The organism is Agarivorans sp. B2Z047 (assembly GCF_023373605.1).
GTDB classification, from domain to species: Bacteria; Pseudomonadota; Gammaproteobacteria; order Enterobacterales; family Celerinatantimonadaceae; genus Agarivorans; species Agarivorans albus.
Genome location: NZ_CP088080.1, coordinates 66,363 through 91,499, shown reverse-complemented (window position 1 = coordinate 91,499; position 25,137 = coordinate 66,363). Strand labels below are relative to the sequence as shown.

Below are 25,137 nucleotides of genomic sequence, written 5' to 3'. Positions count from 1 at the left end.
ACTTAAAGATAAAAAAGAGAAAGATTAAACTAGCGAGAAGATCAGAAAGGGTTTTCAAAATGAATCGAAAACATTTTCATAAAGTAGGAAATAAAAAATAAGAAATAATTGTGACAGACCAGGTTAATAGTAAAAACCAAGGGAGACGCGAAACAAGCTTCCCTTGGTTTACACTCTTACACTTTAAAATTAGCGATACTGGCTTGAATGAGGCTACTTAGTTGGCCTACTTTTTTGGCTTGCTCTGCGGTTTGTTCGGTACCTTCTAAGCTCATTTGAGCTGCCGACTCAATATCTTGCATTTCACTAACCACTGTTTCAGAGGTTGATAATTGCGCATCACAAGCCGCACTTACATCATCAAGCAAACGTGTGATGTCGCTTACCAATTGATGGGTTTTCTCTACTGAAAGCTGCATTTCTGACATCAGTTCAAAACTGGTATTAGCTTGCACTTTGCCTTGTTGCATTTGCCCCTCGGTTTTCTCAGCGCCTTTCACTAAGTCACTCATCATCTGTTCGATTTGATCGGTTGAACCACGGGTTTGCTTAGCTAAGTTGCGCACCTCATCGGCAACTACCGCAAAGCCACGGCCATGCTCACCAGCGCGCGCAGACTCAATCGCAGCATTAAGCGCCAGCAGGTTAGTTTGTTCGGCAATGCCGTTAATCACTTCTAAGATTTTGCTGGCGTCTTTACTGTTTTGCGCTAATTCACGCATATCTATCGAGGCTGTATCTACTTGGCTCACCAAGTGCTTAATTTCATTGGTAGCCGATTGAGTCAGGGTATTACCTTGCATCGACGCTTCATCAATCGCAATTGCTGACTGATCGGCATTACGTACATGATTGGCCACTTCATTAAAACCTTGGGACAAGCTGCCAATATGCTGGCTTACTTCGGCAACAACTTGTTGCTGTTGACCTACTTGCCCCTTAGATTGCTGGGCCAACTGGTTCAGCTGATTGGCCGCTTCATTCAAGGTGGCAACATGCTGGTTAATGCTTGTAACCGTGCCTTGTAGCAACTCAATAAATTGATTAAATGCCGCTGCCAGCTGCGCTAATTCATCTTTACCTTTAACTTTTAAACGCTGGGTTAAATCCCCATCTCCTTGGGCAATCGCCTGCATGGCTTGCACCATGGTAACCACCGGTTGGCGAATAAATCGGGTAATCACCCATGCGAGCAACAATGAAATAAATACAATTGATACACCAAAAGCCAAGCTTGTGCGCGCAGTTTGGTGCAGCTGCTGGACAATGGCTTGGCTAGATTCTCCCAAAATCTGCCATTGTGTTTGCTGGCTATCTCCTGCCCCTTTTACCACTTGCTCAGCAGCGGGATTAAGCAAATCGTCCATCAGTAACTGCTGCTCTTCGAGCAATTCAAAAATGCTGTTGGCAGCAACAGAAAGCTGGCCCACATACTGTTCTACTTCAATAATCCACGCTTTGTGGTGCTCTCTGTTTAAGCCCTTTTTCAAATCAATAAGATCATTTTCTGCGCCAAACAACTCCAAGTAAAACTGATCTTTACTGCGGCTATCACGGCGATTTAAGTGACTCATTAATCCGATAGATGCAGCCTGAATATGATTCGCTAAACTCACGGTTAAAGCAGGTAAACGCCCTGAGTTAAGAAGATCTAAGGTGGCATGAATATCCGATGTTTTAGCTAAGGCTTGTGGCACTAGCTGGCGCAGCACGGTGTTCTCGAGGCTACTCACCTCGGCTAACAGCGGCACCAGTTCATCAGCAAAGTGCTGATCCAACAATTGGCTGTTGCTAGTTATTTGCTCGGCATTATTAAAGGCTGCCAAATAAGGGCTCTTAGCCAAAGCTTGGGCTTGCTCTGCCAACTGCTGGTATTGCTGCAACAAACGCGGGTCTTCTGTTTGGCTATAGCGCGATTGCAGAACCAGACGCTGCAAGGCATTCACCGACAGCTCGCCAGCTAAGCGGGCGCTAGGCTCAACAGTATCGGAGAATTCTACCGCTTGTTGCTCTACGCCACTAAGCGAGTAATGGCTATTCCACAGCATCAGCGCAAGCAGCAACACTATGCCCACAGGGATAAGCGCAATTTTTTGGCTTAGGTTTAATTTGTCCATCATAAGGCTGCCGCTCCTACCATTACCAACAAGCCACTGCGCAAACTTACAAAGGCAGCGTAAGCCTGATTAGCATCGGAATAGGCGTTTACTTGCATGAGCGGGCTGTCTTTTTCTATTTGTAAAATGGTTTTAGCGCGATGTAGCTCGGCCAGTATATTCACGCTGGTATCCACAAGTTGATAAGCACTAGACTCGCCGGCCGGCAAACGCCCCGGTTTGCTAGGCTCAATAGCCAATTGGCGAAACAGTCTTTCGAGCAAATACCAAGATTGCAAAGCCACGATGTTTACATCTGTTAGCTCTCTGCCGCTGACACTTAGCGCATTGGAAAACTGCAAAGGTAGCTCTCTTGCTTGGCTAATAAGTAGCAGTTCTGCTTGGGTTTTATTGACGTTGTTGGCTAAGTCTTGCAGTGAATCTCTCTCGACCAAACCTTCAAACAGGTACTCGATGAGCACCAACTGTTGATACACATCGTTAACCGATTTCCCCAAAGGTCGCTCTACTTCTGCCCCTGCGGGCACACCCAACTTAGTCATCACTTGACTCAGTTGCTGCTCTAATTCCTCTAGATAAGGCATTACACTGCGAGGGCGAATTACACTATAAGCCACTGGCTTAGGCTCTATTGGGTTTAAACCTTGCGAACTTAATAAGCTAGCAGCCAAAGCACTTAGCTGACGAGTTTTAAACACCAAATGCACTGCTAGTTTATCGGCAAAAATCTGTGGTTCGCTCTGTAATTCACTTAAATCATTGGCTGAGCGAATGGCCTGCAATTGCCCACTAATAATCTGCGTTTTTTGAAACAAGTGGTTGTTGTTTACAATCGCCGCGAAGCTGCTAGGGCTTATCAATAACAAACACACCCACACACTACGCCACGGTTTAACAATAAGTGATAAAATCATCAAAGTTTTTTCTCTTCCCTGAGCTGCCATTCATAGCCAAATTGATTAAGGTTTACGATGAGTTTCAGATTTATCTTTCAAGCATAGAAAGCTTTTAAGAATAAAGCCAAGCAAGAGCCAAACCAACAAATGATGTTAGTCATAAAAAGATGACAATTGAATGACTTATATCAGCTTAGAGATTGAGTAAGCGTTTTATGTTCTGCTGAGTGTGCAGCTGTAAATCGGCCACCGTTTGCTCACGCAAACCAGCGACTTTTTGATAGATGTGGGGTAAATAGCAAGGTTCGTTACGACGGCTTTTCGGCTTTGGGCGCAAATCGCGAGGTAACAAATAAGGGGCATCGGTTTCTAGCAATAAGCGATCGTTAGGGATCTCGGTTACGCGCTGTTGCAGGTCTTCACCACGGCGTTCATCACATACCCAGCCTGTGATACCAATATATAAGTCTAAATCTAAACACGCTTTAAGTGCGGCTTTATCACTGGTAAAACAGTGCAACACTGCACCGGGAAGCTTATCTCGCCAAGGTGTAAGAATATCGATAAAGCGTTGATGCGCATCGCGTTCATGCATTACCACCGGCATGTTCAACTCGGCAGCTAAAGCTAGCTGGGCTTCAAAAATGGCTTCTTGCTGCGGGCGCGGCGAAAAGTCACGGTTGAAATCTAAGCCACATTCCCCCACTGCCAGCACCTGTGGTTGTGCAAGCAAAGGTTTAAGCTGTTGTAATTGCTCAATAGTTACCGACTTTGCATCATGAGGGTGCACACCTGCCGCGGCATAACACAGGCCAGGCCACTGCAAAGCCAACTCGCTAACCGCGAGGCTTTCATCCATATCGCTAGCCAACAACAACATGCCGTTTACCCCGGCTTGTTGGGCGCGAGCGATCACTTCATCACGGTCTTTATCAAACTGCGAGCTAGTTAGGTTTAGTGCAATATCGAACATGGGTACGTTAAGCTTGCGCTTCTTCGTCATCTTTACGCACATAAAAGCGCGCAAAGAACAATCCCACTTCAAACAGCAACCACATTGGCAACGCCAACAAGGTTTGTGAAATAACATCTGGTGGGGTTAGCAACATGCCCACCACAAAGGCCCCCACAATTACGTAAGGGCGCTTGCTGCGCAGCTTTTCAGGCGTGGTGGCGCCAGACCAACATAACAACATGGTAGCGATGGGAATTTCAAAGGCTAAACCAAAAGCAAAAAACAGCTTAAGTACAAAATCCAAATAGTTGGAGATGTCGGTAGCAATAGTTACGCCTTCGGGCGCAACCGCAGTGAAAAAAGCAAATGCCAGAGGAAATACCACATAAAAGGCGAACGCCACACCTGCATAAAACAACAAGCCTGAGCCAAACACTAAGGGGATTAGCAGTTTGCGCTCGTGTTGATACAAACCCGGCGCAATAAAGCCCCAAGCTTGCGCTAACAAATACGGCATGGCTAAAAATACTGAGGCCACCAAAGTTAGTTTTATCGGCGTAAAAAACGGTGCAGCAACATCGGTAGCAATCATGCTGGCGTTTTCTGGCATTACGCTTAACAAAGGCTCGGCGAGCAAAGCGTAAATGTCGTTAGCAAAATACACTAGGCAGAGAAAAATTAGCAAACAAGCCAATACTCCACGTAACAAGCGATTGCGTAACTCAACTAAATGCTCAATTAAGGGCTGCGCAGGGGCGTCACTCATAGCTTATTTTTTATCTTCTTGGCTGGATTCAGGTGGCGGATCACTGGGCATGGTTACCGTGTCGGCCTCGTGTTGATTTTGCTCTGGTGAACTCTTTTGATAAGGGCGAGTCACCGATTCGGCGCGGGCTTTTAAGGTTTCGAAAGATTCACTTAAATCACCATTAAGCGACTCAAGACCTTGTTGCTCGGCTTTTTTAAGGTTTTGGTGAAGCTCGTCTAGCTCAAGCTCTTGCTTAAGCTCGGTAGTTACCGAAGACACCGACTGCTTTACCTTACGCACCACCGCCAACACACTACGAATAGCACCTGGCAAGCGTTCTGGGCCTAGTATCACTAAGCCCATCACCGAGATAAGGATTAACTCCCAAAACCCAATATCAAACATGCTTAGCCTTGCTGTTGGTCTTTGCTTTTAGCGGTTTCTTCAGCTTGCTCTTTGTTTTGAGCAAGTTGTTCTGGTGTAGATTTTTCAGCCGTTTTGCTTTCATCGTCGTTCATGGCATTTTTAAAACCTTTTACTGCAGAACCTAGGTCTCCACCCATGTTACGCAGTTTTTTGGTTCCAAATAGCAACACCACAATTACCGCTACGATCAACAGTTGCCAAATACTAATTCCACCCATCTGTTTTTCCTTTTCCTGTTCTGCTTAGCCACAATGGCTATATATCTATTTTAGTTGTCGCCAACTCATTAACCCAACAAACCCACTACTTATTGCCAAGGCTATCGATACGGTCGGTAAACTTGGGTAAAGCAAAGCTGCCGAAATCAAACTTGAAGCGGCTGCCAAGGCTAAAATTAAACTACGCTGGCGCTGCTTTTGTTGCTGCAAATACTGTGCGGTAAATTGCTGAAACTTAAGCTGCTGTTGCTTTGCCAATTGCAGGTTATCATAAACCAACTCTGGTAAATGCGGCAGCGTTTCCAACCAGTAAGGCGCCTTTTCTTTAAAGGTGGTAAATACTGCCTCTGGCCCCACTTGTTTGCGCATCCAACGTTCTAAAAAGGGTTTAGCGGTTGCCCACAAATCCAATTCTGGATAAAGCTGACGCCCTAAACCTTCTATATATAACAAGGTTTTTTGTAACAATACCAACTGCGGTTGAACTTCCATATTGAAGCGACGCGCAGTATTAAACAAATTCAATAGTACGTGACCAAAGGAAATCTCTGACAGCGGCTTGGCAAAAATAGGTTCACACACGGTGCGAATTGCAGCCTCAAACTCTTCCACTTTGGTATCTGCTGGCACCCAACCCGAATCTACATGTAACTGGGCCACCTTGTGATAATCGCGATTAAAAAACGCCAGAAAGTTTTCGGCCAAATAGCGCTGATCTTCCTTATTCAAGGTACCCACAATGCCACAGTCAATACCTATGTATTGGGGGTCTTCTGGGTGCTCGCGTGATACAAAAATATTCCCTGGATGCATATCAGCATGGAAAAAGCTGTCTCTGAATACCTGAGTAAAGAACACTTCCACACCACGCTCAGCCAATAGCTTCATATTGGTGTTTTGCGCTACTAACTCATCAATGTTGGCAACAGGGATACCGTAAATGCGTTCCATAACCAACAAGGTCTTGCGGCAATGATCACTGTACACCTCTGGAACATACAGCTCTTTTGCGTCAGTAAAATTACGGCGTAGTTGTATGGCGTTAGAAGCTTCGCGCGCTAGGTCTAATTCATCAACAATGGTTTTTCGGTATTCTTCCACCACTTCTTTTGGACGCAAGCGGCGACCATCAGCAAAAAATAGGGCAAAAAAACCTGCAACCCGCTGCATTAAGGCAATGTCTGAGAGAATGGTTTGCTCGATGCCAGGGCGAATAACTTTAAGCACCACCTCTTGGCCATTTTCTTTTAAGGTGGCGGTATGTACTTGGGCAATAGAGGCCGATGCCAAGGGCTGCATATCAAAGTCATCAAACAGCTCGTCGATGGGGCGCTCTAAAGCCAACTCAATTTGCTGTTTAGCTAGCTCGCCAGAAAACGGAGACACTTGGTCTTGCAGCAAAGCTAGCTCATCGGCGATATCAGGCGGTAACAAGTCGCGACGGGTCGACATCATTTGGCCAAATTTTATGAATACTGGCCCTAACTCTTCCATCGCCATGCGAATACGGGCACCAGCAGAGTCATTTTTATGCTGATTACGCCACCAAAACACCATACTGCGCAGTAAACGTAACGGCCAAGGCCAAAAACGCTTAGGTAACAGTTGGTCGATACCATAACGACAAAGGGTGCGGTTTATTTGACGAAAGCGCGCAAACTCCTTGGGCGTCATTTACTTAAACCCTCAATGCGCAAGGCTAGTTTATCGAGATCCTTACTCATGGCTTGAACTTGCTGCTGCCAGGTTTGGTATTCCAATTGCCCCACCAGCAATCCCCATTCTTCACTGGCTATTTCATTTATCTTTGCTGGAGTTTTATTCAATACACTTTTAAGCGCTTGCGCCACCGTGCGACTTTTAGACACCACTTGGTAAGCGGCCACATCGCCAATGCGCTGCGATAGTTTCTCTTCAAAATCGGGCTCTAGCTGCAAAAACAGATCGGAAAACTGTTGAGCAAGTTTAATATCACCTTCAAGTTGCAACTTATCTTGTTTAATTAAACTAGGAATTTTGTCGGCTTGTTTTAACTCAGCCAAGGTAAACAGCGACATGCTTAAACTGCAGTGGGGCTCTGCCTCATATTGATTAAGCACATCCAGCTGCTGTTCGCTAATCACGAAGTAAAAGCATGGTAGCGGCGTTATTTTAATCGCCAGCACTTTACCCGCTAATTGGCCACGGCGCGCTTCACTGGATTCATCCAGAGCCAATACTTGGTTGCTGAGAGCTTCTACACCAGCACTAATTAAAGACGATAAGGGCATAGCGGCCTCTTAAAACTTATAACCACGATGCAGCGCAACTACACCACCGGTTAAATTGTAATATTCTGCACCTTCAAAACCCGCTTGCTGCATCATCTCTTTAAGCGTGTCTTGGTCGGGATGCATACGAATAGATTCCGCCAAGTATTGATAGCTCTCGGCATCATTGGCAATCAGCTGGCCCATTTTAGGTAATAAATGGAAAGAATAGGCGTCATAGACTTTGCTCACGGCTTCAAGCTCTGGCTTCGAGAACTCTAACACCAGCAAGCGTCCGCCAGGTTTTAATACGCGATACATAGAACGCAGCGCAGCGTCTTTATCGGTAACGTTACGCAGGCCAAAGCTAATAGTGATCGCATCAAAAGTATTATCAGGAAATGGCAAGGCTTCGGCATTAGCTTGTACATAGCGCACATTGCCTACGATACCTTTGTCACGCAATTTGCTGCGGCCCATTTTTAGCATCGAGTCATTAATATCGGCTAATACCACCTCACCTTTACTGCCCACAATACGTGAGAACTTAGCGGTTAAATCGCCGGTTCCACCAGCCAAATCTAAGACTTTTTGACCAGGGCGAACGCCGCTGCAATCAATAGTGAAACGCTTCCATAAACGGTGAATACCACCCGACATAAGGTCATTCATTACGTCGTATTTAGCTGCAACCGAATGAAATACATCAGCGACAAGGTTTACCTTTTCATCGCGATTAACGGTTTTATAGCCAAAATGGGTAGTGTCTTGCTCAGCGCTCATGTTTGCTTCCTACTTATGCGGTGTGTCGCTAGTGTACTGTAGCTGAGCTAATGCTCCAACACTTGCGCTAGATCCACTGTGAGTTTTTTGTAGAAAGCATGAGCTGGTATCTACTCACATCTAAAAACGATAACCAAAACCCCAGGTTATCGCATCACGGTGCTGGCCTTTTGAATACATCAGCACCGTTTCAAATTGGCTACCAATCTCTTTGTGTACACCCACTACGCCAGCCCATTTTTCCGACTTAATACCAATATCATAGTTAAAATCACTGCTGAGAGAGCCAGAGATACTAGAGCTCAAATCTTGGTATTCGGCGCCCAACAAAACTCGCGCGCGGTAATCAGGGAACTGATAACCCACCATGGGCTGCATCACCCATGTTTTAGTATTGGTGCCTGCCTCTTCAGTGACCGAAATAGCGTAAGTGATATTTAAGGAAGCAAAATAGTTTTTATAGCCCACCGCGCTTACTGCACCCAAGCCAGCCATGGTGTTGTTCAACTCTAGCGGAATCACCAACTTGCCCTGTGGGATGAGTATCTCGCCAAGTTTGGTGGTATCAATCACTAAGTCTGCTTTTGCTTTAATCTTACCCACAACGCCATACACATTTAAAAATGGCAGCACAAACATATCGGCGCGTAGGGTGAAAGCATCGGTATCAATATTGCCGTTAGAACCTTCGGGGTCAAAAATAGCCTCAAAGGCACGGCTTCCATTTATGGTAAAACTGGTGAAATCGAGAAAGTTAGATTGCCTTCTATAGGTGAGCATTACCCCAAATGGCATCGGTAAGTCGTAACCACGTTTGCGTACCTCTTTGCCCCAAATAGGGAAAGTTCGATCAAGTTTTACTCTTACTGTTTCAAAACGTTCATCATTGATATCTACAGCCAACTCAGGCCGCAATACCACCTCTTCACCACTGGCCAAACGATAAGAAATGAACTCCCCCTCTAGGGTTACTTTGAACGGCTTAGAAAAGTGGGTGCCTGAAAAGCTCAAACTACGGCGCGACATGATGTATTGGTTGGATTCATTTTTGAAAAATTCCACAGACTGCCGGTATTCATTAATGCGGCGAAAACTGTGGTCGAAGGCTTGCCGATTATTTAGTTCGATACGTTTTAGTTGCCCTTGTTCAATGGTGGCAATTGCATCCAAGTGACGCATAAAAGCAATATCTTGCGGCAAACCGTAGGATTCATAGCGATAACCAAGCTTAGTATGCTGCTCTGTTTGCTCAATAAGCTTTACTGAATTTGGGTCGTAACGATTACCTAAGGTAATTAAACGATGCTGTAATTTCATCGCCTCATTAAGTAGTTGCCGATAGTATTTTTCTGAACTGATTTCACTGCGGGTTTTATCGTATTTAAGGTATAAGTCTATGCCGTATTCGCTGTTTGGTTCAAACACCACATAGACCACATCATGAATATGTTCGTCACCCTCACTCGCATCCACATTAAGAATCATAGTGTAAGCGAGCCCCTGCTCCATAGAGCTCACAACATTGTCAGGAAGATCATCCGGGATGCCATAATCGCTTAAACGAACCTTGTCGCTTGACCAAGCCGCAACGCTAAGTAATAACAAACTAAGTAACATCCATCTATTCATCAAACCATCCATAGTTGTGATTCAGGCAGAAAATACAATTTAGGGAATTATAGTTAAGTTATTGCACAGCATCAGGTTTAGCTTCAGCAACCCTTGTATGTTGCTCATAAAAAAGCGCCCCGCAGGGCGCTTAGTTTACGTCTCTATTTTCACAGTTTTCTGTCGTGTGCGCCAAGCTTTATGGCTAGTTTGCTGCTTAAGCTCTTTAGCTTTAGTGGCTGGCTCAGCTTGCTTAACTTTGGCTCTAAATCGACCATCGGGATCAGCACCAATATCTTTAGCGATGTGGGAGTTTATACCCTCTACTCGCCAGCTTTGTTGGCGTTGTTGCTTAAGCCATTGCTGGACCTCTAAATGTGCTTGGTAACGCAATAACAACTCGACAGTAAAGCTAAGTACGCGAATTTTAAGTGACATCATGTCTCGTTCTCCTTGATAGAGAGCGAAGTGACACAGTTAAGATAGGGTTAAATTTGGAATTCCTTCACTGCGACACTTCGCAGCTCGGGTAAAATTGGTAGGTAACTCAATCTTAAATTAGCTGCATAGCCTTGCATTTCGCATCGCGGGTTTATTGTGACCAACGCGAACCGAAATAAAAGACAGAAGTCGGGCTGAGCGATATGCTGAACATAAACAATGTTTCATTGTTGCCTCGACCTATGCAGTAATTGATTGAAGGCATAACATAGCGTGAGCTTGCCCAAATAACAAGCTGCTTAATAAACATTTTTTAAGTTTTTTGTCAGCGCTTTAAGCAGCAGAATATCTACTAAAAACAAACGATTATTTCAGATTAAAACACTAAAATTCTTATTTTAAATTACAATTAGTCTAGTGATTTGCAGTCAGTTTGATTTACTAGTTTAATAAGAGAAATGAAGACGATACGCGTTAATTAACATCCTTACCGCTGTAAGCAATTAATTCGAGGTTTGAATGCATCCAGCCAGTCATGGTTACTACCAACTGCACGCTCAAGAAGGATTCTTGCTGGCACAGCTTTATGATAGCTGGAACGTCACCACCACCAAGGAATATCGCAAAGACGTTCAACAGGAAATGAGCCAGTTTGGCCCTAAACCTTGGGCGGCTATTTTTGATATTCGCCACTGGCAATTTCTTACCCCAGAAAGCCTACCTATTATGCAACAGCAAATAGCTTGGTGTTTGCAAAATCAACTCAGCCACTGCATTTACCTAGCTCCAAACTCAGGCATATTAGAGTACTTAAAACAGCAAGCCCATGCCGAGGTGCCTAAGCACAATTGCAAATTTGTACAACTAAGCACTATTGAACATAGTTTGCAGCAGTTTAAAGACTGGCAGGTAGAAGTTCCCTCATCAGTAATATCTCAATTACACATTAGTTAACTAAGCCCCCATTAAACTAACTCTAAAAGATTGTTAACAATCTCGCTTCCCGCTCGACCTTTGTAAACAAAACCCAGCTTAAACAGACATTTTAAGGCCATTAAACTAAAGTATAAGCACAAATTGTCGACAATAATTTGATCGAAGCGCAACATCCGATCTACACTATGCAACATTCAAACAACCTGAGTGTAACCCGCATATGTCTCAACTTAGCCCCAGCAAATCGCTCAGCGACAAACAGAATCTACTCTCGCAGAACTTAAGCGACACCTTAATTGAAGCCATAGTGAGCGGCCAAATAGCTCAGGGAGAAAAAATCTCTGAGCCAGAATTAGCAAGGCATTACGGCGTTAGCAGAGGCCCATTGCGTGAAGCAATCCTTAAACTACAAGGAATGGGATTAGTTGAACGAGTTCCGCACGTTGGCGCTAGAGTGGTGCAACTAAACCAGCAGCAATTGTTAGATATTTACTCGGTGCGCGAAGCGCTAGAAGGTATGGCTTGTCGTTTAGCTGCAGAGCAATTGTCGACAATTCAGCTTGAAGAGTTAAAAACCTTACTTGAACACCATCAAAGTTACCTGCAACAACACCAAGGCAAAGCCTATTTTGAACAACAAGGTGATTTCGATTTTCATTATCTGATCATTAAAGGCAGCGCCAATCAACGTTTAGTGAATCTGCTATGTGATGAGCTCTATCATTTACTGCGCATGTATCGCTATCAAGCTGCTAAACAAGTTTCGCGCCCAGAGCGCGCATTAAAGGAACACTGGGCGATTTGGCAAGCACTAGCCGATCGTGATGGTGAACTCGCCGAATTACTGATGCGTCGCCACATTGCTCGCGCACGCAAAGCCATAGAACAACAACACCAAAATACTCAGACCGACCAAAGCTTAGAAACCACTGCTTTGGCAAATCAAATTCAAGGAGTGAACTAATGAGCAGCTCAAAACTCTCGCCCGGCGCACGCTTTCGCCAAGCAGTAAGCCAACAAAACCCATTACAAATTGTTGGCACCATTAACCCTTACTGCGCCATGATGGCACAGCGCGAAGGCCACCAAGCTATTTACCTCTCAGGTGGCGGAATTGCCAATGCCTCATACGGTTTACCCGATCTTGGCATTACTACCATGAATGACGTACTAGAAGATGTTCGCCGAATTACCGCCGCCTGTGATTTACCTTTGCTGGTAGACATAGATGTAGGTTTTGGCGGCGCATTTAATATTGCTCGCACCGTAAAAGAAATGATCCGCTCCGATGCCGCCGCCGTGCACATGGAAGACCAAGTCGCGCAAAAACGCTGTGGCCACCGCCCCAATAAAGCCATTGTTTCTAGCCAAGAAATGGTAGACCGCATCAAGGCTGCTGTAGATGCCCGCGTAGATCCAGACTTTGTGGTAATGGCCCGCACCGACGCCCTGCAAATAGAAGGTATGGGAGGCGCTATTGAACGTGCTTGCCAATATGTTGAAGCTGGCGCCGACATGATCTTCCCCGAAGCCATGCTCACGCTTGAGCAATACCAACAATTTGCCGACGCAGTAAAAGTGCCGATTTTGGCCAATATTACCGAGTTTGGCCAAACCCCATTATTTAGTGGTGAAGAGCTAGCGAGTGTAGGTGTAGATATGGTGCTTTACCCACTATCGGCCTTTAGAGCAATGAACCAAGCCGCAGTAAATGTATATCGTAGCTTGCGTGAAAATGGCCACCAGCGTGATGTTGTTAACAGCATGCAAACTCGCGCTGAGCTCTATGACTACTTGGGCTACCACGATTACGAACAAAAACTAGACCAATTATTTAAGCAGGATTAATAAACCCTAACTACGTGAACGGACTTAGCCAGCCAAACCAAGATTTAGCGGCTAAGCCACTATTAACAAGCCAAAAATACGCGCATCAGACGCCACGCTTGTTAACCAAAGGAATGAAGGAGAACATCATGGTACAAAAAGCTTTAGGAGGCGCAGGCTTACGAGGCCAAAGCGCAGGCGAAACCAAATTATGTACAGTTGGCCAAAGTGGTTCTGGGCTTACCTATTGTGGTTACGACATTAGTGAGTTGGCCGAGCAAGCGACCTTTGAAGAAGTGGCTTATTTGTTATTTCATGGCGAGCTACCTAATCGCGACCAACTAGCTGCGTATCACGACACCTTGCATAATCTACGTGAATTGCCCGATGCGCTTAAAGCGGTATTAGAGCTTATTCCCGCAGATGCTCATCCAATGGATGTAATGCGCACTGGGGTTTCTATGCTGGGTAACTTAGAAACCGAAGCCAGCTTTGCAGAGCAACAGCAACACACTGACCGTTTATTAGCGACCTTGCCGGGCATTATCTGTTACTGGTATCGCTTTAGTCACGACGGCGTGCGTATCTCCACCCAAAGTTCGGCTAAGTCTATTGCTGGGCATTTCTTAGAATTATTGCATGGCCAACCTGCCGATCCGCTACACGAACAAGTTATGCAATGCTCACTGATTCTATACGCTGAGCATGAATTTAACGCCTCCACTTTTACTGGCCGAGTGATTGCTTCCACCCTTTCCGATATCCACTCTGCTGTTTCGGGTGCGATTGGTGCCTTACGTGGGCCGTTACATGGTGGCGCCAATGAGGCCGCCATGGCAATGATTGAAAATTGGACCAGCGCAGAGCAAGCCGAAACTGAAATCATGGCCATGTTAGCCCGCAAAGACAAAATTATGGGTTTTGGTCATGCCATTTATCGCACCAGCGATCCACGCAACGCACTGATTAAAGCCTGGTCGAAAAAGTTAAGCGAAGCCACTGGCGATCAACACCTTTATGCCGTATCCGAGCGAGTAGAAGCGGTAATGTGGCGCGAAAAAGAGCTGTTTTGTAACGCAGACTTTTTCCATGCCAGCGCTTACCACTTCATGAATATTCCCACGCCACTGTTTACGCCAATTTTTGTTTGCTCGCGGGTAAGCGGCTGGGCTGCACACATTATGGAACAGCGCGCTAATAACCGGATTATTCGCCCCAGCGCCGACTACACCGGTAGCGAGCCTCGCAGCTATGTACCGCTTGAGCAGCGCGACTAGTTTTTGCCAGTACCAGTAAGTGGAGCCTGGTGCTCCACTGCCTTCCCTTTTTGCTGTGGAAACGCTTATGAATACCGAATACCGAAAACCTCTAGCCAATAGCCAGCTCGACTATTTTGATACTCGCGCGGCAGTAGAAGCCATTCAAGCTGGTGCCTACGCTGGCCTGCCTTATACCTCGCGGGTGCTGGCCGAAAACCTGGTACGCCGCTGCCCCCCAGAGCAACTCAATGCTGCGCTTAGCCAAATCATTAAGCGCAAACGCGACTTAGATTTTCCGTGGTACCCTGCTCGCGTAGTCTGCCACGACATTCTTGGCCAAACAGCCTTGGTCGATTTAGCAGGCTTGCGAGACGCCATTGCCGATAAAGGCGGTGATCCCGCCAAGGTAAACCCTGTGGTGCCTACCCAGCTAATTGTTGACCACTCCTTAGCTGTAGAGCATGCCGGCTTTGAAGCTGATGCCTTTGAAAAAAACCGCGCCATTGAAGACCGCCGTAATGACGACCGTTTCCACTTTATCAACTGGTGTAAAACCGCCTTTGAAAATGTAGATGTTATTCCGCCAGGTAACGGCATCATGCATCAAATCAACCTCGAGAAAATGTCGCCGGTGATTCAAGCGCGAGATGGTGTGGCCTTTCCCGATACATTAGTGGGTACCGACAGCCATACTCCGCACGTCGATGCCTTAGGGGTAATAGCTATTGGTGTGGGCGGCTTAGAAGCCGAAAACGTAATGCTTGGGCGCGCCTCTTATATGCGTTTACCCGACATTATTGGCGTAGAACTAACTGGCCAGCGCCAAGCTGGCATTACTGCTACCGACATTGTACTGGCCATTACCGAGTTCTTGCGTGAGCAAGGGGTAGTGTCTAGCTACTTAGAGTTTTATGGTGAGGGAGCTGCCCAGCTAAGCTTGGGCGACCGAGCCACTATCTCCAATATGACTCCAGAATTTGGCGCAACCGCAGCCATGTTTTATATCGACAACAATACTCTCGACTACCTTAAACTCACAGGGCGAGAGGCCGAGCAAGTTGCCTTAGTAGAAAACTACGCCAAAACCACTGGCCTATGGGCAGATGACTTACAACAGGCCGAATACGAACGCGTGTTACACTTCGACCTATCCAGCGTTGGCCGCAACATCGCAGGGCCGTCCAATCCGCATCGTCGGGTAGCCACCAGCGATTTAGCTAGCCAAGGCATTGCTTCACCAGTACCACAGCTTGACGGCATAATGCCCGATGGCGCCTGTATTATTGCCGCTATCACCAGCTGTACCAATACCTCTAACCCACGCAACGTTATTGCCGCGGGTTTATTAGCGCGTAAAGCCAATCAATTAGGTTTAAGCCGCAAACCATGGGTGAAAACCTCCCTCGCACCTGGCTCAAAAGCAGTACAACTTTACCTAGAAGATGCCAATTTGTTAGCCGAACTAGAGCAACTGGGTTTTGGCATTGTAGGATTTGCCTGTACTACCTGTAACGGCATGAGCGGTGCGCTCGATCCAAAGATTCAGCAAGAAGTGATTGAACGAGACCTTTACGCCACCGCGGTGCTATCGGGCAATCGTAACTTCGACGGCCGTATTCACCCCTACGCAAAGCAAGCCTTTTTGGCATCGCCACCTTTGGTTGTGGCTTATGCCATTGCCGGCACTATTCGTTTTGATATTGAAAAAGACGCATTAGGCCACGACAGCCAAGGTAAGCCGATTACCCTAAAAGATATTTGGCCAAGTGACGAAGAAATAGATGCAGTGGTTAAACAAAGCGTTAAACCCGAGCAATTTCGCCAAGTGTACCAACCAATGTTCGACCTAAAAGTCGATTATGGCAGTGCCAGTTCTCCTCTCTATGAATGGCGGCCACAAAGCACCTATATTCGCCGCCCTCCCTACTGGGAAGGAGCCTTGGCTGGCGAGCGAAGCTTACAAGGCATGCGCCCGTTGGCGGTATTGGGGGATAACATCACCACCGACCATTTATCCCCGTCGAACGCGATTATGCTAGACAGCGCCGCTGGCGCTTATCTCGATAAGATGGGTTTACCGGAAGAAGATTTTAACTCCTACGCCACTCACCGCGGTGACCATTTAACTGCACAACGCGCCACCTTTGCCAACCCTAAGCTGTTCAACGAAATGGTGAAAGAAAGCGGCAAGGTTAAGCAAGGTTCTCTAGCGAGAGTAGAGCCCGAAGGCAAAGTAATGCGCATGTGGGAGGCCATAGAAACCTACATGCAGCGTAAGCAACCATTAATCATTGTGGCAGGTGCTGACTATGGCCAAGGCTCGTCTCGCGACTGGGCGGCCAAAGGGGTTCGCCTTGCAGGCGTTGAGGTAATTGTGGCCGAAGGCTTCGAGCGAATTCACCGTACCAATTTAGTGGGCATGGGTGTATTACCGCTGGAATTTACCAAGGGTAACAACCGCCATAGCTACCGCATAGATGGCAGCGAAACCTTCGATGTAATTGGTACACCTGCACCGGGCGAATTGCTTACTTTAGTGATTACTCGCACCAGCGGCGAACGCATCGACTTACCGGTAGTTTGTCGCTTAGACACCGCCGAAGAAGTCTCGGTTTATCAAGCCGGTGGAGTATTACAGCGCTTCGCTCAAGACTTTCTTGAAAATAGCCAATAGGAGGCAGCATGAGCCAAATTAAGCAACAACGCATTGCTGCCACCTATATGCGTGGCGGCACCAGTAAAGGGGTGTTTTTTAAGCTTGATGACTTACCCAAAGCTGCGCAGCAAGCTGGTGAGGCACGTGACAACTTGTTGTTACGAGTGATAGGCAGCCCCGACCCTTACGCCAAACAAATTGATGGCATGGGTGGCGCTACGTCAAGCACCAGCAAAACGGTAATTCTAGCGAAAAGCCAGCAGCCTAATCACCATGTCGATTACCTGTTTGGCCAAGTTGCTATCGACAAGGCCTTTGTGGATTGGAGTGGCAACTGCGGCAACTTAACCGCTGCAGTGGGCGCTTTTGCCATTAACGCAGGCTTAGTAGATCCCGCTTCTCTGCCACAGAATGGCCTTGCCAGCGTCCGCATTTGGCAAGCTAATATTCAAAAAACCATTGTTGCTCATGTACCTATGCTTAATGGCGAGGTGCAAGAGTGTGGCGATTTTGAATTAGATGGCGTGACCTTCCCGGCTGCCGAAGTGCAAATTGACTTCATTGACCCTGCCGATGGCGAAGGGGCCTTATTTCCTACTGGTAACTTATGCGAACAATTAGAGGTTCCGGGAATTGGTAGCCTACAAGCCACCATGATTAACGCCGGCATCCCTACAATTTTTGTTGATGCCAAGCAGCTTGGTTACAGCGGCGTAGAGCTACAAGAAGACATTAATAATGATGAAAAAGCCTTAGCCATGTTTGAAAGCATTCGCGCCCATGGCGCACTCAAAATGGGCTTAATAGACTCACTGGAACAAGCCGCTCAACGCCAACATACACCCAAAGTCGCCTTTGTTGCCAAGTCGCAAAACTATCAGAGTTCCAGCGGCAAACAGATTAAGGCTGAAGACAATGATTTATGTGTACGCGCTTTATCTATGGGTAAGTTACACCACGCCATGATGGGCACCGCAGCAGTAGCCATTGGCACAGCGGCTGCTATTCCCGGCACTTTGGTAAATCAAGCTGCTGGCGGCGGCGAGCGCGAGGTAGTGCGTTTTGGCCACCCCTCGGGCAGCCTTAAAGTTGGCGCACAAGCTCAACAAGTTAACCAGCAATGGCAAGTGACCAAAGTAAGCATGAGTCGCAGCGCCAGAATACTAATGGAAGGTTGGGTACGCGTGCCCAGCAACAGCTTTTAAGTTACCTAAGGTAACCAAAGTAAAGCCTAATAAAAAATTCCCCTTGCCAAGTGGTAAACAGCTTAGGGACGAGGAGCATATTATGAGTTATCAGCAACAAGCAGACCACGCCAAACAGCAACCCGAACAGTTTTGGTTAGAGCAAGCCCAACAACTGGCTTGGTATAGCCCACCCGAACAAGCACTTAGCCAAGATGAACACGGCAATTATCGCTGGTTTAAAGGCGGCAGTATGAACACCGCGTATTTGGCGCTGGATTACCATTGTGAAAATGGCCGAGCGGAACAAACCGCGCTTATTTATGACTCGCCAGTAGCCGAACAAAAACAACAATTCACTTACGCACAATTGCGTGATGAAGTAGCCAGTACCGCAGGCATGTTAGCGGCCCAAGGCGTCACTAAAGGCGACCGAGTGGTGCTGTATATGCCAATGATCCCTCAAGCTGCCATCGCCATGCTAGCTTGTGCACGCCTTGGAGCGATTCACTCGGTAGTATTTGGTGGCTTTGCTGCGCAAGAGCTGGCGGTTCGCATAGATGACGCCCAACCTAAAGTGATTCTTACCGCTAGCTGCGGGCTGGAAGGCGCCAAAGTCATCAACTACATGCCCATGGTAAGCTTGGCTTTAGAGCAAAGCCAACAGATGACTACCCCAGTATTAGTATGGCAACGCCCTCAGCAAGCGGTTGAATTTAATCAGCAATATCTAGATTGGCAAGCATTGCAACAGCAAGCTGAGCCGGCTGATTGCGTGCCAGTAGACGCCACCGATCCGCTATACATTTTGTATACCTCTGGCACCACCGGCAAACCCAAAGGCGTAGTGCGCGATAACGGCGGCCACGCCGTTGCCATGAACTACTCGATGCAAGCGGTGTACAACGTAAAACGCGGTGATGTATTTTGGGCGGCCTCCGATGTAGGCTGGGTAGTGGGTCACTCTTACATCGTTTACGCTCCGCTAATTTACGGCTGCACCACCATCTTGTACGAAGGCAAACCAGTGCGCACTCCCGATGCTGGTGCATTTTGGCGGGTTGCTAGCGAGCACAAAGTAAAAGTATTGTTTGCCGCCCCCACTGCCTTTCGCGCGATTAAGAAAGAAGATCCCGATGGCGCGTTGGTTAAAGATTACGACCTAAGCCAGCTGCAAGACATCTTCATGGCCGGCGAACGTTTAGACCCACCAACATTAGAATGGACCATCAACAAAACCGACAAACCAGTGACCGACCATTGGTGGCAAACCGAAACCGGCTGGGCCATTGCAGGTAACCCTCTTGGCTTAGAGCGTATGCCAGTAAAAGCCGGCAGTGCCACCAAAGCCCTACCCGGCTACCAAGTCACTATCTTAGATGAAATGGGCGACGAGTGTGGTCCAATGGCACAAGGCTTTATCGCCATAAAACTGCCGCTTCCGCCTGGTTGTTTGCCTACGGTTTGGGGAGACCAAGCGAGGTTTGAATCGGCCTATTTAAAACAATTCCCCGGTTACTATGTCTCTGGTGATGGCGGATACATTGATGAAGATGATTACCTGTTTGTAATGGGTCGTATCGACGATGTAATTAACGTAGCAGGTCACCGTTTATCAACCGGTGAGATGGAAGAAGTGGTTGGCGCCCACCCCGCGGTAGCCGAGTGCGCGGTTATTGGCAGCCACGACGACCTAAAAGGCCAAGTGCCCTTTGGCCTAGTGGTGCTTAAAGATGGCGTGCAACAAAGTGAGCAAGAGGTATCCAAAGAACTGGTACAAAAAGTACGTAATGAAATTGGCCCTTTAGCCTGCTTTAAACAAGCCATTATTGTGCAGCGTTTGCCTAAAACCCGCTCCGGCAAAATCCTCCGCCGCACCCTGCGCCAACTGGCCGACGGCGAAGAATACGCCATCCCTTCCACCATCGACGACCCAGCCAGCTTAGGCGAAATTGAAGAGCTGATGCGCCAAGGTAGGACGATGATTTAGTCATTTGAAGAGAGCAGTTTAGTTGATTAGCTTTAAACTCATTTCTAAGTAAAAGTGAGTTTAAGCTTTCAACTTATACAAAGGTGTTCCGGGATAGCCTGCATATGGAGCTGCCTAAGCTAAAGCTCCATAACTAAATGAGCATTATCTACGCAAAGCCAAATCTATACTGGCGTTTGAATCTTCACGGCTTGCTATTTATCTTTACTAAAAGCGTCCTTAAAGACATGTAGGGCAGTTTTCAAACTATAACTTCCACCATACTTTTTGAATCTACGATTTATATCCCCACCAATGCTCAAACCAAGCAATAACAGAACTACAGCTAAAATCAGAATATATACAGAAACGACCAACCAAAACTTAAATGGACTTGATTTAATATCCGGATTTACTCCTCTTGCGGCGATCTCTCCGTAAACACCAGCACCGTATAGCTGATACAAAACAAAATAACCGCAAAGTAAAATAGCTAGAAACTTTACGATGCGACTTAGTTTCTTCATTTAACAAACAGTCCTAACTGCCAAGAACCAGAAGTTCGTTGGTCTTGTTTATCTGACAGTTGTTAGTTTTGATCATAGCAGTTTACGCCCCTGTCTTTTTCTTTAAAAAATAGGCAAATACCAACAGGCCGACAAAGGTTAGAGTAAGAGAAATAGCGATAACATTGGCCAATATCGGGTTTTCAAGCTGATTGAACACACCGTTTTCATTTAGGCCTACTGTGATCCCAAATAAGATAAATGCGATTAATACAACGGTATTGGCTTTAGCTCTCTTAATACGCTGATAGATCGTTTTGCCGTAAAACTGACTCAGCCCATTACCTATCAATAGGCTGGCAACAAGAAGCCCGTGTAACAAAGTAACTAACTGAGCATTTAATCGAGAACCTTCTGAAGCAAAGTTTAGATTACCGTTACCAATGGAACTGATACTTTCAAAAATTAAAACCAAGCCAAATGCTACGCCAAAAACCGAAATAACTTGCTGACGCTTATCATCTTTTTTCAAACCAACAACTGCTGCAGGCACAGGCTGTCGCTCACCAGCTAGCGGTATGATTGAGTTACGAATATCAACATGAGAACTTTCAGGTAATTTGGAAAGTTTAAGCTTGTAACGCGCCTGTTCCATGGTCACCAAGTTGAGTTCTTTTTTATTAGAAGCAACAGTTTCTAGCTTATACAAATCGACGTATGCGGTGACCATTCCAAAACGTGAAATAGTAAGATAAGAATTTACTAATACCGCTTTGTAACTGCATTTAATGGCCACATAAATAATAACCAGAAACAAAACAAAATAATTGTCATCTAAACTTCTGTCTCCGGTAATGAAGCCTGTTAGTAAATTAAAGCCTAGCCAGAAAGCCAAACCAATAGATGCTGTTTTTAGTTGATAAGATTTTGAGCTAGAAAAGCTCCAGTCACTGCTCACATTTCATTCCTTGAAACAAAAAAGCAGCCCTAAAGCTGCTTTGTCCACCTAACTTCCATCAAAGCAAGTTACTTCTCTGCGCGACTCATAAATTTCTTCTCGGCAGTGCTTACCTTAATCTTCTCGCCGCTGGCGATGTATTCAGGCACCTGTACCGACAAGCCGGTGCTTAAGATAGCAGGCTTGGTGCGGGCACTAGCTGAAGCACCTTTAATTGAAGGGTCAGTTTCTACGATAACCAACTCAACACTGGCAGGTAGTTCTACAGCTACTGGGGCTCCGTCTACGGTAACCACTTGCATACCCGCGGTATCTTCAGTGATAAAAGGAATTTCATCGGCGATGGTTTCGCTGTTTAGGTTGTAAGGGGTGTAATCCTCGTTATCCATAAACACATACTCGTCACCATCAATGTAAGAAAACATCACTTGATGGCGGCTCACATCAGCAAGGTTAATCATTTCGTCGGCTTTAAAGCTTTCGTCAGCTTTTGCGCCGGTGGCTACATCGTATAAGCGCATACGGTACAGGCTAGCACCAGCACGTCCGCTAGGGGTTAACTTAGCGATGTCTTTTACAAAATACACTTTGCCGTTATGTTCGATGGCGGCATTCTTTTTTATTTCACTGGCCTTTGGCATGGCTGAAGCCCTTAACTAAATCGTGCAACGAAAATATCATGTACAGATTTTTAGGCAACCGTTGGCGGACCTAGAGCTAAGCAATTAGTAAGCTTTGTGTTATTAATCTCGCAAAAACTAAAATAATTACCGATAGTTAGCCAACAATTAAAAGTTTCACTTGCGTCTGTTAAACGCTTTCTGTAAAAAGCTCGGTAATTACTCAGGGACGATAATAGCTAACAGGAAAGTTAGCCTTGTTGCTTATTTAGGAGTTTAAATGTTGTCCCCGCGTATTGCTGTTGTTGCGCTACTGTCTGCTTTATTGATGGCTTGTTCTGTTGAAGATGACCAACCCAGAAGCCAAATTGCTGTCACTTTTTACCCTCCTGCAACGTCTTTCCCTGGTGCTGCCGGCGACACTGAAACGATAACTCAAAAACGTCACTTTAGAGCTGATGGCGGGTCGCCCGCGCAAAGCATCACCATTAACCAGCGTCGTGATGGTGAGCAGCCAAGAATTAACGGCGAAGACGCCAGCCAAAATGCTACTTTCATAATTGATTTTTTAGGCAGCACTACCTTAGATGTTTACTCTGAGAGCGGTGAGTTTTTATATAACATCGATATCTTCGCAGATATGACCCAGCGCCACCTTTGCTTACCCAGTATCTACATGAGCAAATTTGAGCTAGTAGTGGACTCGCCCGTTAAAATTTCCGAAACCAAAAAAGAAGCCCACGAGTTCATTTTAGCCTGCCGAACAATTAATGAAGGCGTGGAAGAGAAAGCCGAATAAAACTGAAGATGACGCCTCAAACTTTTTGAAGCGTCTCTTAAGGAAGCCAGCCCACAGGATGTGAAAAACAATAAATAGGAAAGCACATGACCTGTCGATTACTAAGCGCACTACTACTAGCCTTGGGCTTAACGGCCTGTAATGATTCAACAGAGCCGGATCCGCTCAACCGAGTATTCTTAACGTTTTACCCCTTGCAAAGCTCTTTCCCCGATGATGCTTTACCAGAGCAAGTACTGGAGTTTGAACGCTTGCTAATTGCCAATGGTGTTGAAGAAGTTGATATTACTTTGAATCAACGTTTAGATGGTGAAGCTCCAATGGATGATGCAGGAAAGCCCGCTTATCAATATGCCGTATTTAGGGTGAGCTTTAGTAACAGTAATACCTTTGATATTTACGACGAACAGCAAAACTTCTTATATACCCAAACCATTTTTGCGGAAGATGCTAACCAGCACTATTGCATCGCCATTGATGAAAATGAGCCGCAACTTATTGAATCAAGCTTAGAGATGCGCTTCCCCAATGACAATGCCGAAACTCACGACTTTATTAGTCATTGTCGCGAGTTATACCGTAATCAGCTATCTAGCTCCCAAGAAGCTTACTAGCTAATTGGTTTAGCTGACGATAAGAGATAGAACTTCGATCGTCGGCTAAACATATGCTTAGCATATCTTCGATAAAAAACACTAATGCGCGTTGCTCTACGCGCATTAGTTTTGCTTGTACTGCTTGCGGTAAAAATTCGTAATGCGAAGCAGCACCAAAATCTCCCAATACAATGTTGTAATTGTCATCCACCAGCACATTATGTGCGTACAAATCTCCGTGGCACAAGTGATGCTCAACCAAGTGTTGCAGTAGGCTTTGCATTTGCTCCACAATCTTAGCAATTGCCGCAATGCCCAGTTGCTGTTCCGGTAAAAAAGTATCCCGCGTACAAGTCGCTAAGCTAGGTGGCTGGCCTAAATTGCTAAAATGCTCGGGAATCAATTTCATTATCACCGCAGAGCAATCAAGCTCACTAATTTGACCAATAAAATTAACCAAGGCTGGGTGTTGGTCTACATGCAAACAGGCGTCTAGCTCATCACTTGGATAACCGTCGCTGGTAAGCTCTCCCTTAAACACTTTAATAGCCACGCTGCTGGGTAGCGCTACACCGGGTTTAGGATGAGCGAGAGAAATAACGCCCGAAGCGCCTTTTCCTAGAACTTTATCAAACACAAAATCTTCAAGTGAATACTTTGCTAAACCAGATCCATGCTCAAAACCTTGGCAAAAAGGGTTTCCGGCAAACGCCAGCCACGCCAAGCGCGGAAGCTCTAATAATTGAGTAGGAAAGCTAGCCAGTTGGTTGGCGGATACACGCAGTAGTTCTAATTTGTGGCAGTGCTGCATTGATTGTGGCAAGGCAGTAAGGCGGTTGCCCGCCAAGGCACACTTTTGCAGCTCGCTACACTCACCCAGTTGTTCGGGCAAGCTTTCAATTTGATTGTCGGTAAGAATTAACCAACGCAACTTTGCCGGCAGTGCTGCTGCAGATACGTGGCGAATGCTATTTGATTTAAAACCTATCATATCAAGCTTAGCGCAGCGCCCCAGGCAATACTTCAAACTGATTATTTGAGGCAAACACTATTCGCAAGTTTTGTAATTGGCTAAGTGATTCAGGTAAGGCACTCAATTGATTGTCACTTAAGTCCAGCACCTCGACTTGTGGGCAATACTCTGCAAACTCTTCTGGCAGTTGCTCTAGGTTATCTTTGATATTGATGCGAGTGTGTTGGCGTAGTTGGCCGGAACGAAGTTGCTCTAAAGTATGCATGCTAGGAAAACTAAATGATAAAAGTGCGACATAATAGCCTGTTGAAAAAACGATAGTTAACTATTTAACAATAGAAGCGCAATTGCACCTCAAATAGCTGCCTGTTTCCCAATTCCACCTGCAACATATAAAGCTAAAAAACAATCAA

The 25,137-nt window shown here is 46.1% G+C and carries 25 protein-coding genes; 9 read left to right on the top strand and 16 right to left on the bottom strand.

What is annotated here, in order from left to right; translation table 11 throughout:
* Positions 1–176: 176 nt before the first annotated feature.
* The 11 genes from LQZ07_RS00430 to LQZ07_RS00380 all read right to left on the bottom strand — a co-directional run bounded on the left by LQZ07_RS00430 (position 177) and on the right by LQZ07_RS00380 (position 10,441).
* A complete protein-coding gene (locus LQZ07_RS00430; protein WP_152783938.1) occupies positions 177–2,120 on the bottom strand; it encodes a methyl-accepting chemotaxis protein in 1,944 nt (647 codons plus the stop codon).
* Positions 2,117–3,031 carry a hypothetical protein gene (locus LQZ07_RS00425; protein ID WP_152783940.1) on the bottom strand — a complete coding sequence of 305 codons (915 nt, stop codon included), beginning with the start codon at positions 3,029–3,031 and terminating at the stop codon, positions 2,117–2,119. Before LQZ07_RS00425 ends, LQZ07_RS00430 begins: the two co-directional genes overlap by 4 nt.
* Positions 3,032–3,206: 175 nt before the next feature.
* Entirely contained in the window at positions 3,207–4,016 is an 810-nt protein-coding gene (locus LQZ07_RS00420; protein WP_227981484.1) for a TatD family hydrolase, read from the bottom strand.
* Complete coding sequence (gene tatC / locus LQZ07_RS00415) at positions 3,994–4,734, bottom strand: twin-arginine translocase subunit TatC (protein WP_016400023.1); 741 nt, start codon at positions 4,732–4,734, stop codon at positions 3,994–3,996. The genes LQZ07_RS00420 and tatC overlap by 23 nt, the downstream gene beginning before the upstream one ends.
* 3 nt (positions 4,735–4,737) lie before the next feature.
* Positions 4,738–5,121 (bottom strand): Sec-independent protein translocase protein TatB, encoded by a 384-nt coding sequence (gene tatB / locus LQZ07_RS00410; RefSeq protein WP_152783942.1) that lies wholly within the window; start codon positions 5,119–5,121, stop codon positions 4,738–4,740.
* Positions 5,122–5,123: 2 nt separating this feature from the next.
* Positions 5,124–5,360 (bottom strand): Sec-independent protein translocase subunit TatA, encoded by a 237-nt coding sequence (tatA, locus tag LQZ07_RS00405; RefSeq protein ID WP_016400025.1) that lies wholly within the window; start codon positions 5,358–5,360, stop codon positions 5,124–5,126.
* A 45-nt stretch (positions 5,361–5,405) separates the two neighbouring features.
* Complete coding sequence (gene ubiB / locus LQZ07_RS00400; protein ID WP_152783944.1) at positions 5,406–7,034, bottom strand: ubiquinone biosynthesis regulatory protein kinase UbiB; 1,629 nt, start codon at positions 7,032–7,034, stop codon at positions 5,406–5,408.
* A complete protein-coding gene (locus LQZ07_RS00395) occupies positions 7,031–7,630 on the bottom strand; it encodes an SCP2 domain-containing protein (RefSeq protein WP_152783945.1) in 600 nt (199 codons plus the stop codon). The genes ubiB and LQZ07_RS00395 overlap by 4 nt, the downstream gene beginning before the upstream one ends.
* Before the next feature lie 9 nt (positions 7,631–7,639).
* On the bottom strand, positions 7,640–8,392 hold the full coding sequence (ubiE, locus tag LQZ07_RS00390) for a bifunctional demethylmenaquinone methyltransferase/2-methoxy-6-polyprenyl-1,4-benzoquinol methylase UbiE (RefSeq protein ID WP_016400028.1): 753 nt from the start codon (positions 8,390–8,392) through the stop codon (positions 7,640–7,642).
* A gap of 120 nt (positions 8,393–8,512) precedes the next feature.
* Positions 8,513–10,021, bottom strand: a complete 1,509-nt coding sequence (locus tag LQZ07_RS00385; RefSeq protein ID WP_152783947.1) for a hypothetical protein — start codon at positions 10,019–10,021, stop codon at positions 8,513–8,515.
* A gap of 135 nt (positions 10,022–10,156) precedes the next feature.
* A complete protein-coding gene (locus tag LQZ07_RS00380) occupies positions 10,157–10,441 on the bottom strand; it encodes a hypothetical protein (RefSeq protein ID WP_152783949.1) in 285 nt (94 codons plus the stop codon).
* Between the two features lie 519 nt (positions 10,442–10,960).
* Here LQZ07_RS00380 and LQZ07_RS00375 point away from each other — a divergent pair.
* The 7 genes from LQZ07_RS00375 to LQZ07_RS00345 all read left to right on the top strand — a co-directional run bounded on the left by LQZ07_RS00375 (position 10,961) and on the right by LQZ07_RS00345 (position 20,293).
* Positions 10,961–11,395, top strand: coding sequence for a hypothetical protein (locus tag LQZ07_RS00375; RefSeq protein ID WP_016400031.1), 435 nt, complete (start codon positions 10,961–10,963; stop codon positions 11,393–11,395).
* Between the two features lie 202 nt (positions 11,396–11,597).
* Positions 11,598–12,341 carry a GntR family transcriptional regulator gene (locus LQZ07_RS00370; RefSeq protein WP_152783951.1) on the top strand — a complete coding sequence of 248 codons (744 nt, stop codon included), beginning with the start codon at positions 11,598–11,600 and terminating at the stop codon, positions 12,339–12,341.
* Entirely contained in the window at positions 12,341–13,225 is an 885-nt protein-coding gene (gene prpB / locus LQZ07_RS00365; RefSeq protein WP_152783953.1) for a methylisocitrate lyase, read from the top strand. Before LQZ07_RS00370 ends, prpB begins: the two co-directional genes overlap by 1 nt.
* A gap of 128 nt (positions 13,226–13,353) precedes the next feature.
* Entirely contained in the window at positions 13,354–14,481 is a 1,128-nt protein-coding gene (prpC, locus tag LQZ07_RS00360) for a 2-methylcitrate synthase (protein ID WP_152783955.1), read from the top strand.
* 67 nt (positions 14,482–14,548) lie between these two features.
* A complete protein-coding gene (acnD, locus tag LQZ07_RS00355) occupies positions 14,549–17,137 on the top strand; it encodes a Fe/S-dependent 2-methylisocitrate dehydratase AcnD (RefSeq protein ID WP_152783957.1) in 2,589 nt (862 codons plus the stop codon).
* 8 nt (positions 17,138–17,145) lie between these two features.
* Entirely contained in the window at positions 17,146–18,324 is a 1,179-nt protein-coding gene (gene prpF, locus LQZ07_RS00350; RefSeq protein WP_152783959.1) for a 2-methylaconitate cis-trans isomerase PrpF, read from the top strand.
* 43 nt (positions 18,325–18,367) lie between these two features.
* Positions 18,368–20,293 (top strand): propionyl-CoA synthetase, encoded by a 1,926-nt coding sequence (locus LQZ07_RS00345; RefSeq protein WP_152783962.1) that lies wholly within the window; start codon positions 18,368–18,370, stop codon positions 20,291–20,293.
* A gap of 194 nt (positions 20,294–20,487) precedes the next feature.
* Here LQZ07_RS00345 and LQZ07_RS00340 read toward each other — a convergent pair whose 3' ends face one another.
* The 3 genes from LQZ07_RS00340 to yeiP form a co-directional block, all read right to left on the bottom strand.
* Positions 20,488–20,799, bottom strand: a complete 312-nt coding sequence (locus tag LQZ07_RS00340; protein ID WP_152783964.1) for a hypothetical protein — start codon at positions 20,797–20,799, stop codon at positions 20,488–20,490.
* 82 nt (positions 20,800–20,881) lie between these two features.
* Complete coding sequence (locus LQZ07_RS00335) at positions 20,882–21,736, bottom strand: hypothetical protein (RefSeq protein ID WP_152783966.1); 855 nt, start codon at positions 21,734–21,736, stop codon at positions 20,882–20,884.
* A 68-nt stretch (positions 21,737–21,804) separates the two neighbouring features.
* Positions 21,805–22,377 (bottom strand): elongation factor P-like protein YeiP, encoded by a 573-nt coding sequence (yeiP, locus tag LQZ07_RS00330; RefSeq protein WP_016404048.1) that lies wholly within the window; start codon positions 22,375–22,377, stop codon positions 21,805–21,807.
* Between the two features lie 259 nt (positions 22,378–22,636).
* On the opposite strand from yeiP, the gene LQZ07_RS00325 reads away from it, so the two are divergent.
* Both LQZ07_RS00325 and LQZ07_RS00320 read left to right on the top strand, forming a co-directional pair.
* Positions 22,637–23,155, top strand: coding sequence for a hypothetical protein (locus LQZ07_RS00325; RefSeq protein ID WP_152783968.1), 519 nt, complete (start codon positions 22,637–22,639; stop codon positions 23,153–23,155).
* Between the two features lie 86 nt (positions 23,156–23,241).
* On the top strand, positions 23,242–23,769 hold the full coding sequence (locus LQZ07_RS00320; protein ID WP_152783970.1) for a hypothetical protein: 528 nt from the start codon (positions 23,242–23,244) through the stop codon (positions 23,767–23,769).
* Here the strand turns inward: LQZ07_RS00320 and LQZ07_RS00315 are convergent.
* Positions 23,747–24,742, bottom strand: a complete 996-nt coding sequence (locus tag LQZ07_RS00315) for a leucine-rich repeat-containing protein kinase family protein (protein WP_368666399.1) — start codon at positions 24,740–24,742, stop codon at positions 23,747–23,749. The two genes, LQZ07_RS00320 and LQZ07_RS00315, sit on opposite strands and share 23 nt — an antisense overlap.
* A gap of 7 nt (positions 24,743–24,749) precedes the next feature.
* A complete protein-coding gene (locus tag LQZ07_RS24640; protein WP_368666400.1) occupies positions 24,750–24,989 on the bottom strand; it encodes a leucine-rich repeat domain-containing protein in 240 nt (79 codons plus the stop codon).
* Between the last annotated feature and the right edge of the window lie 148 nt (positions 24,990–25,137).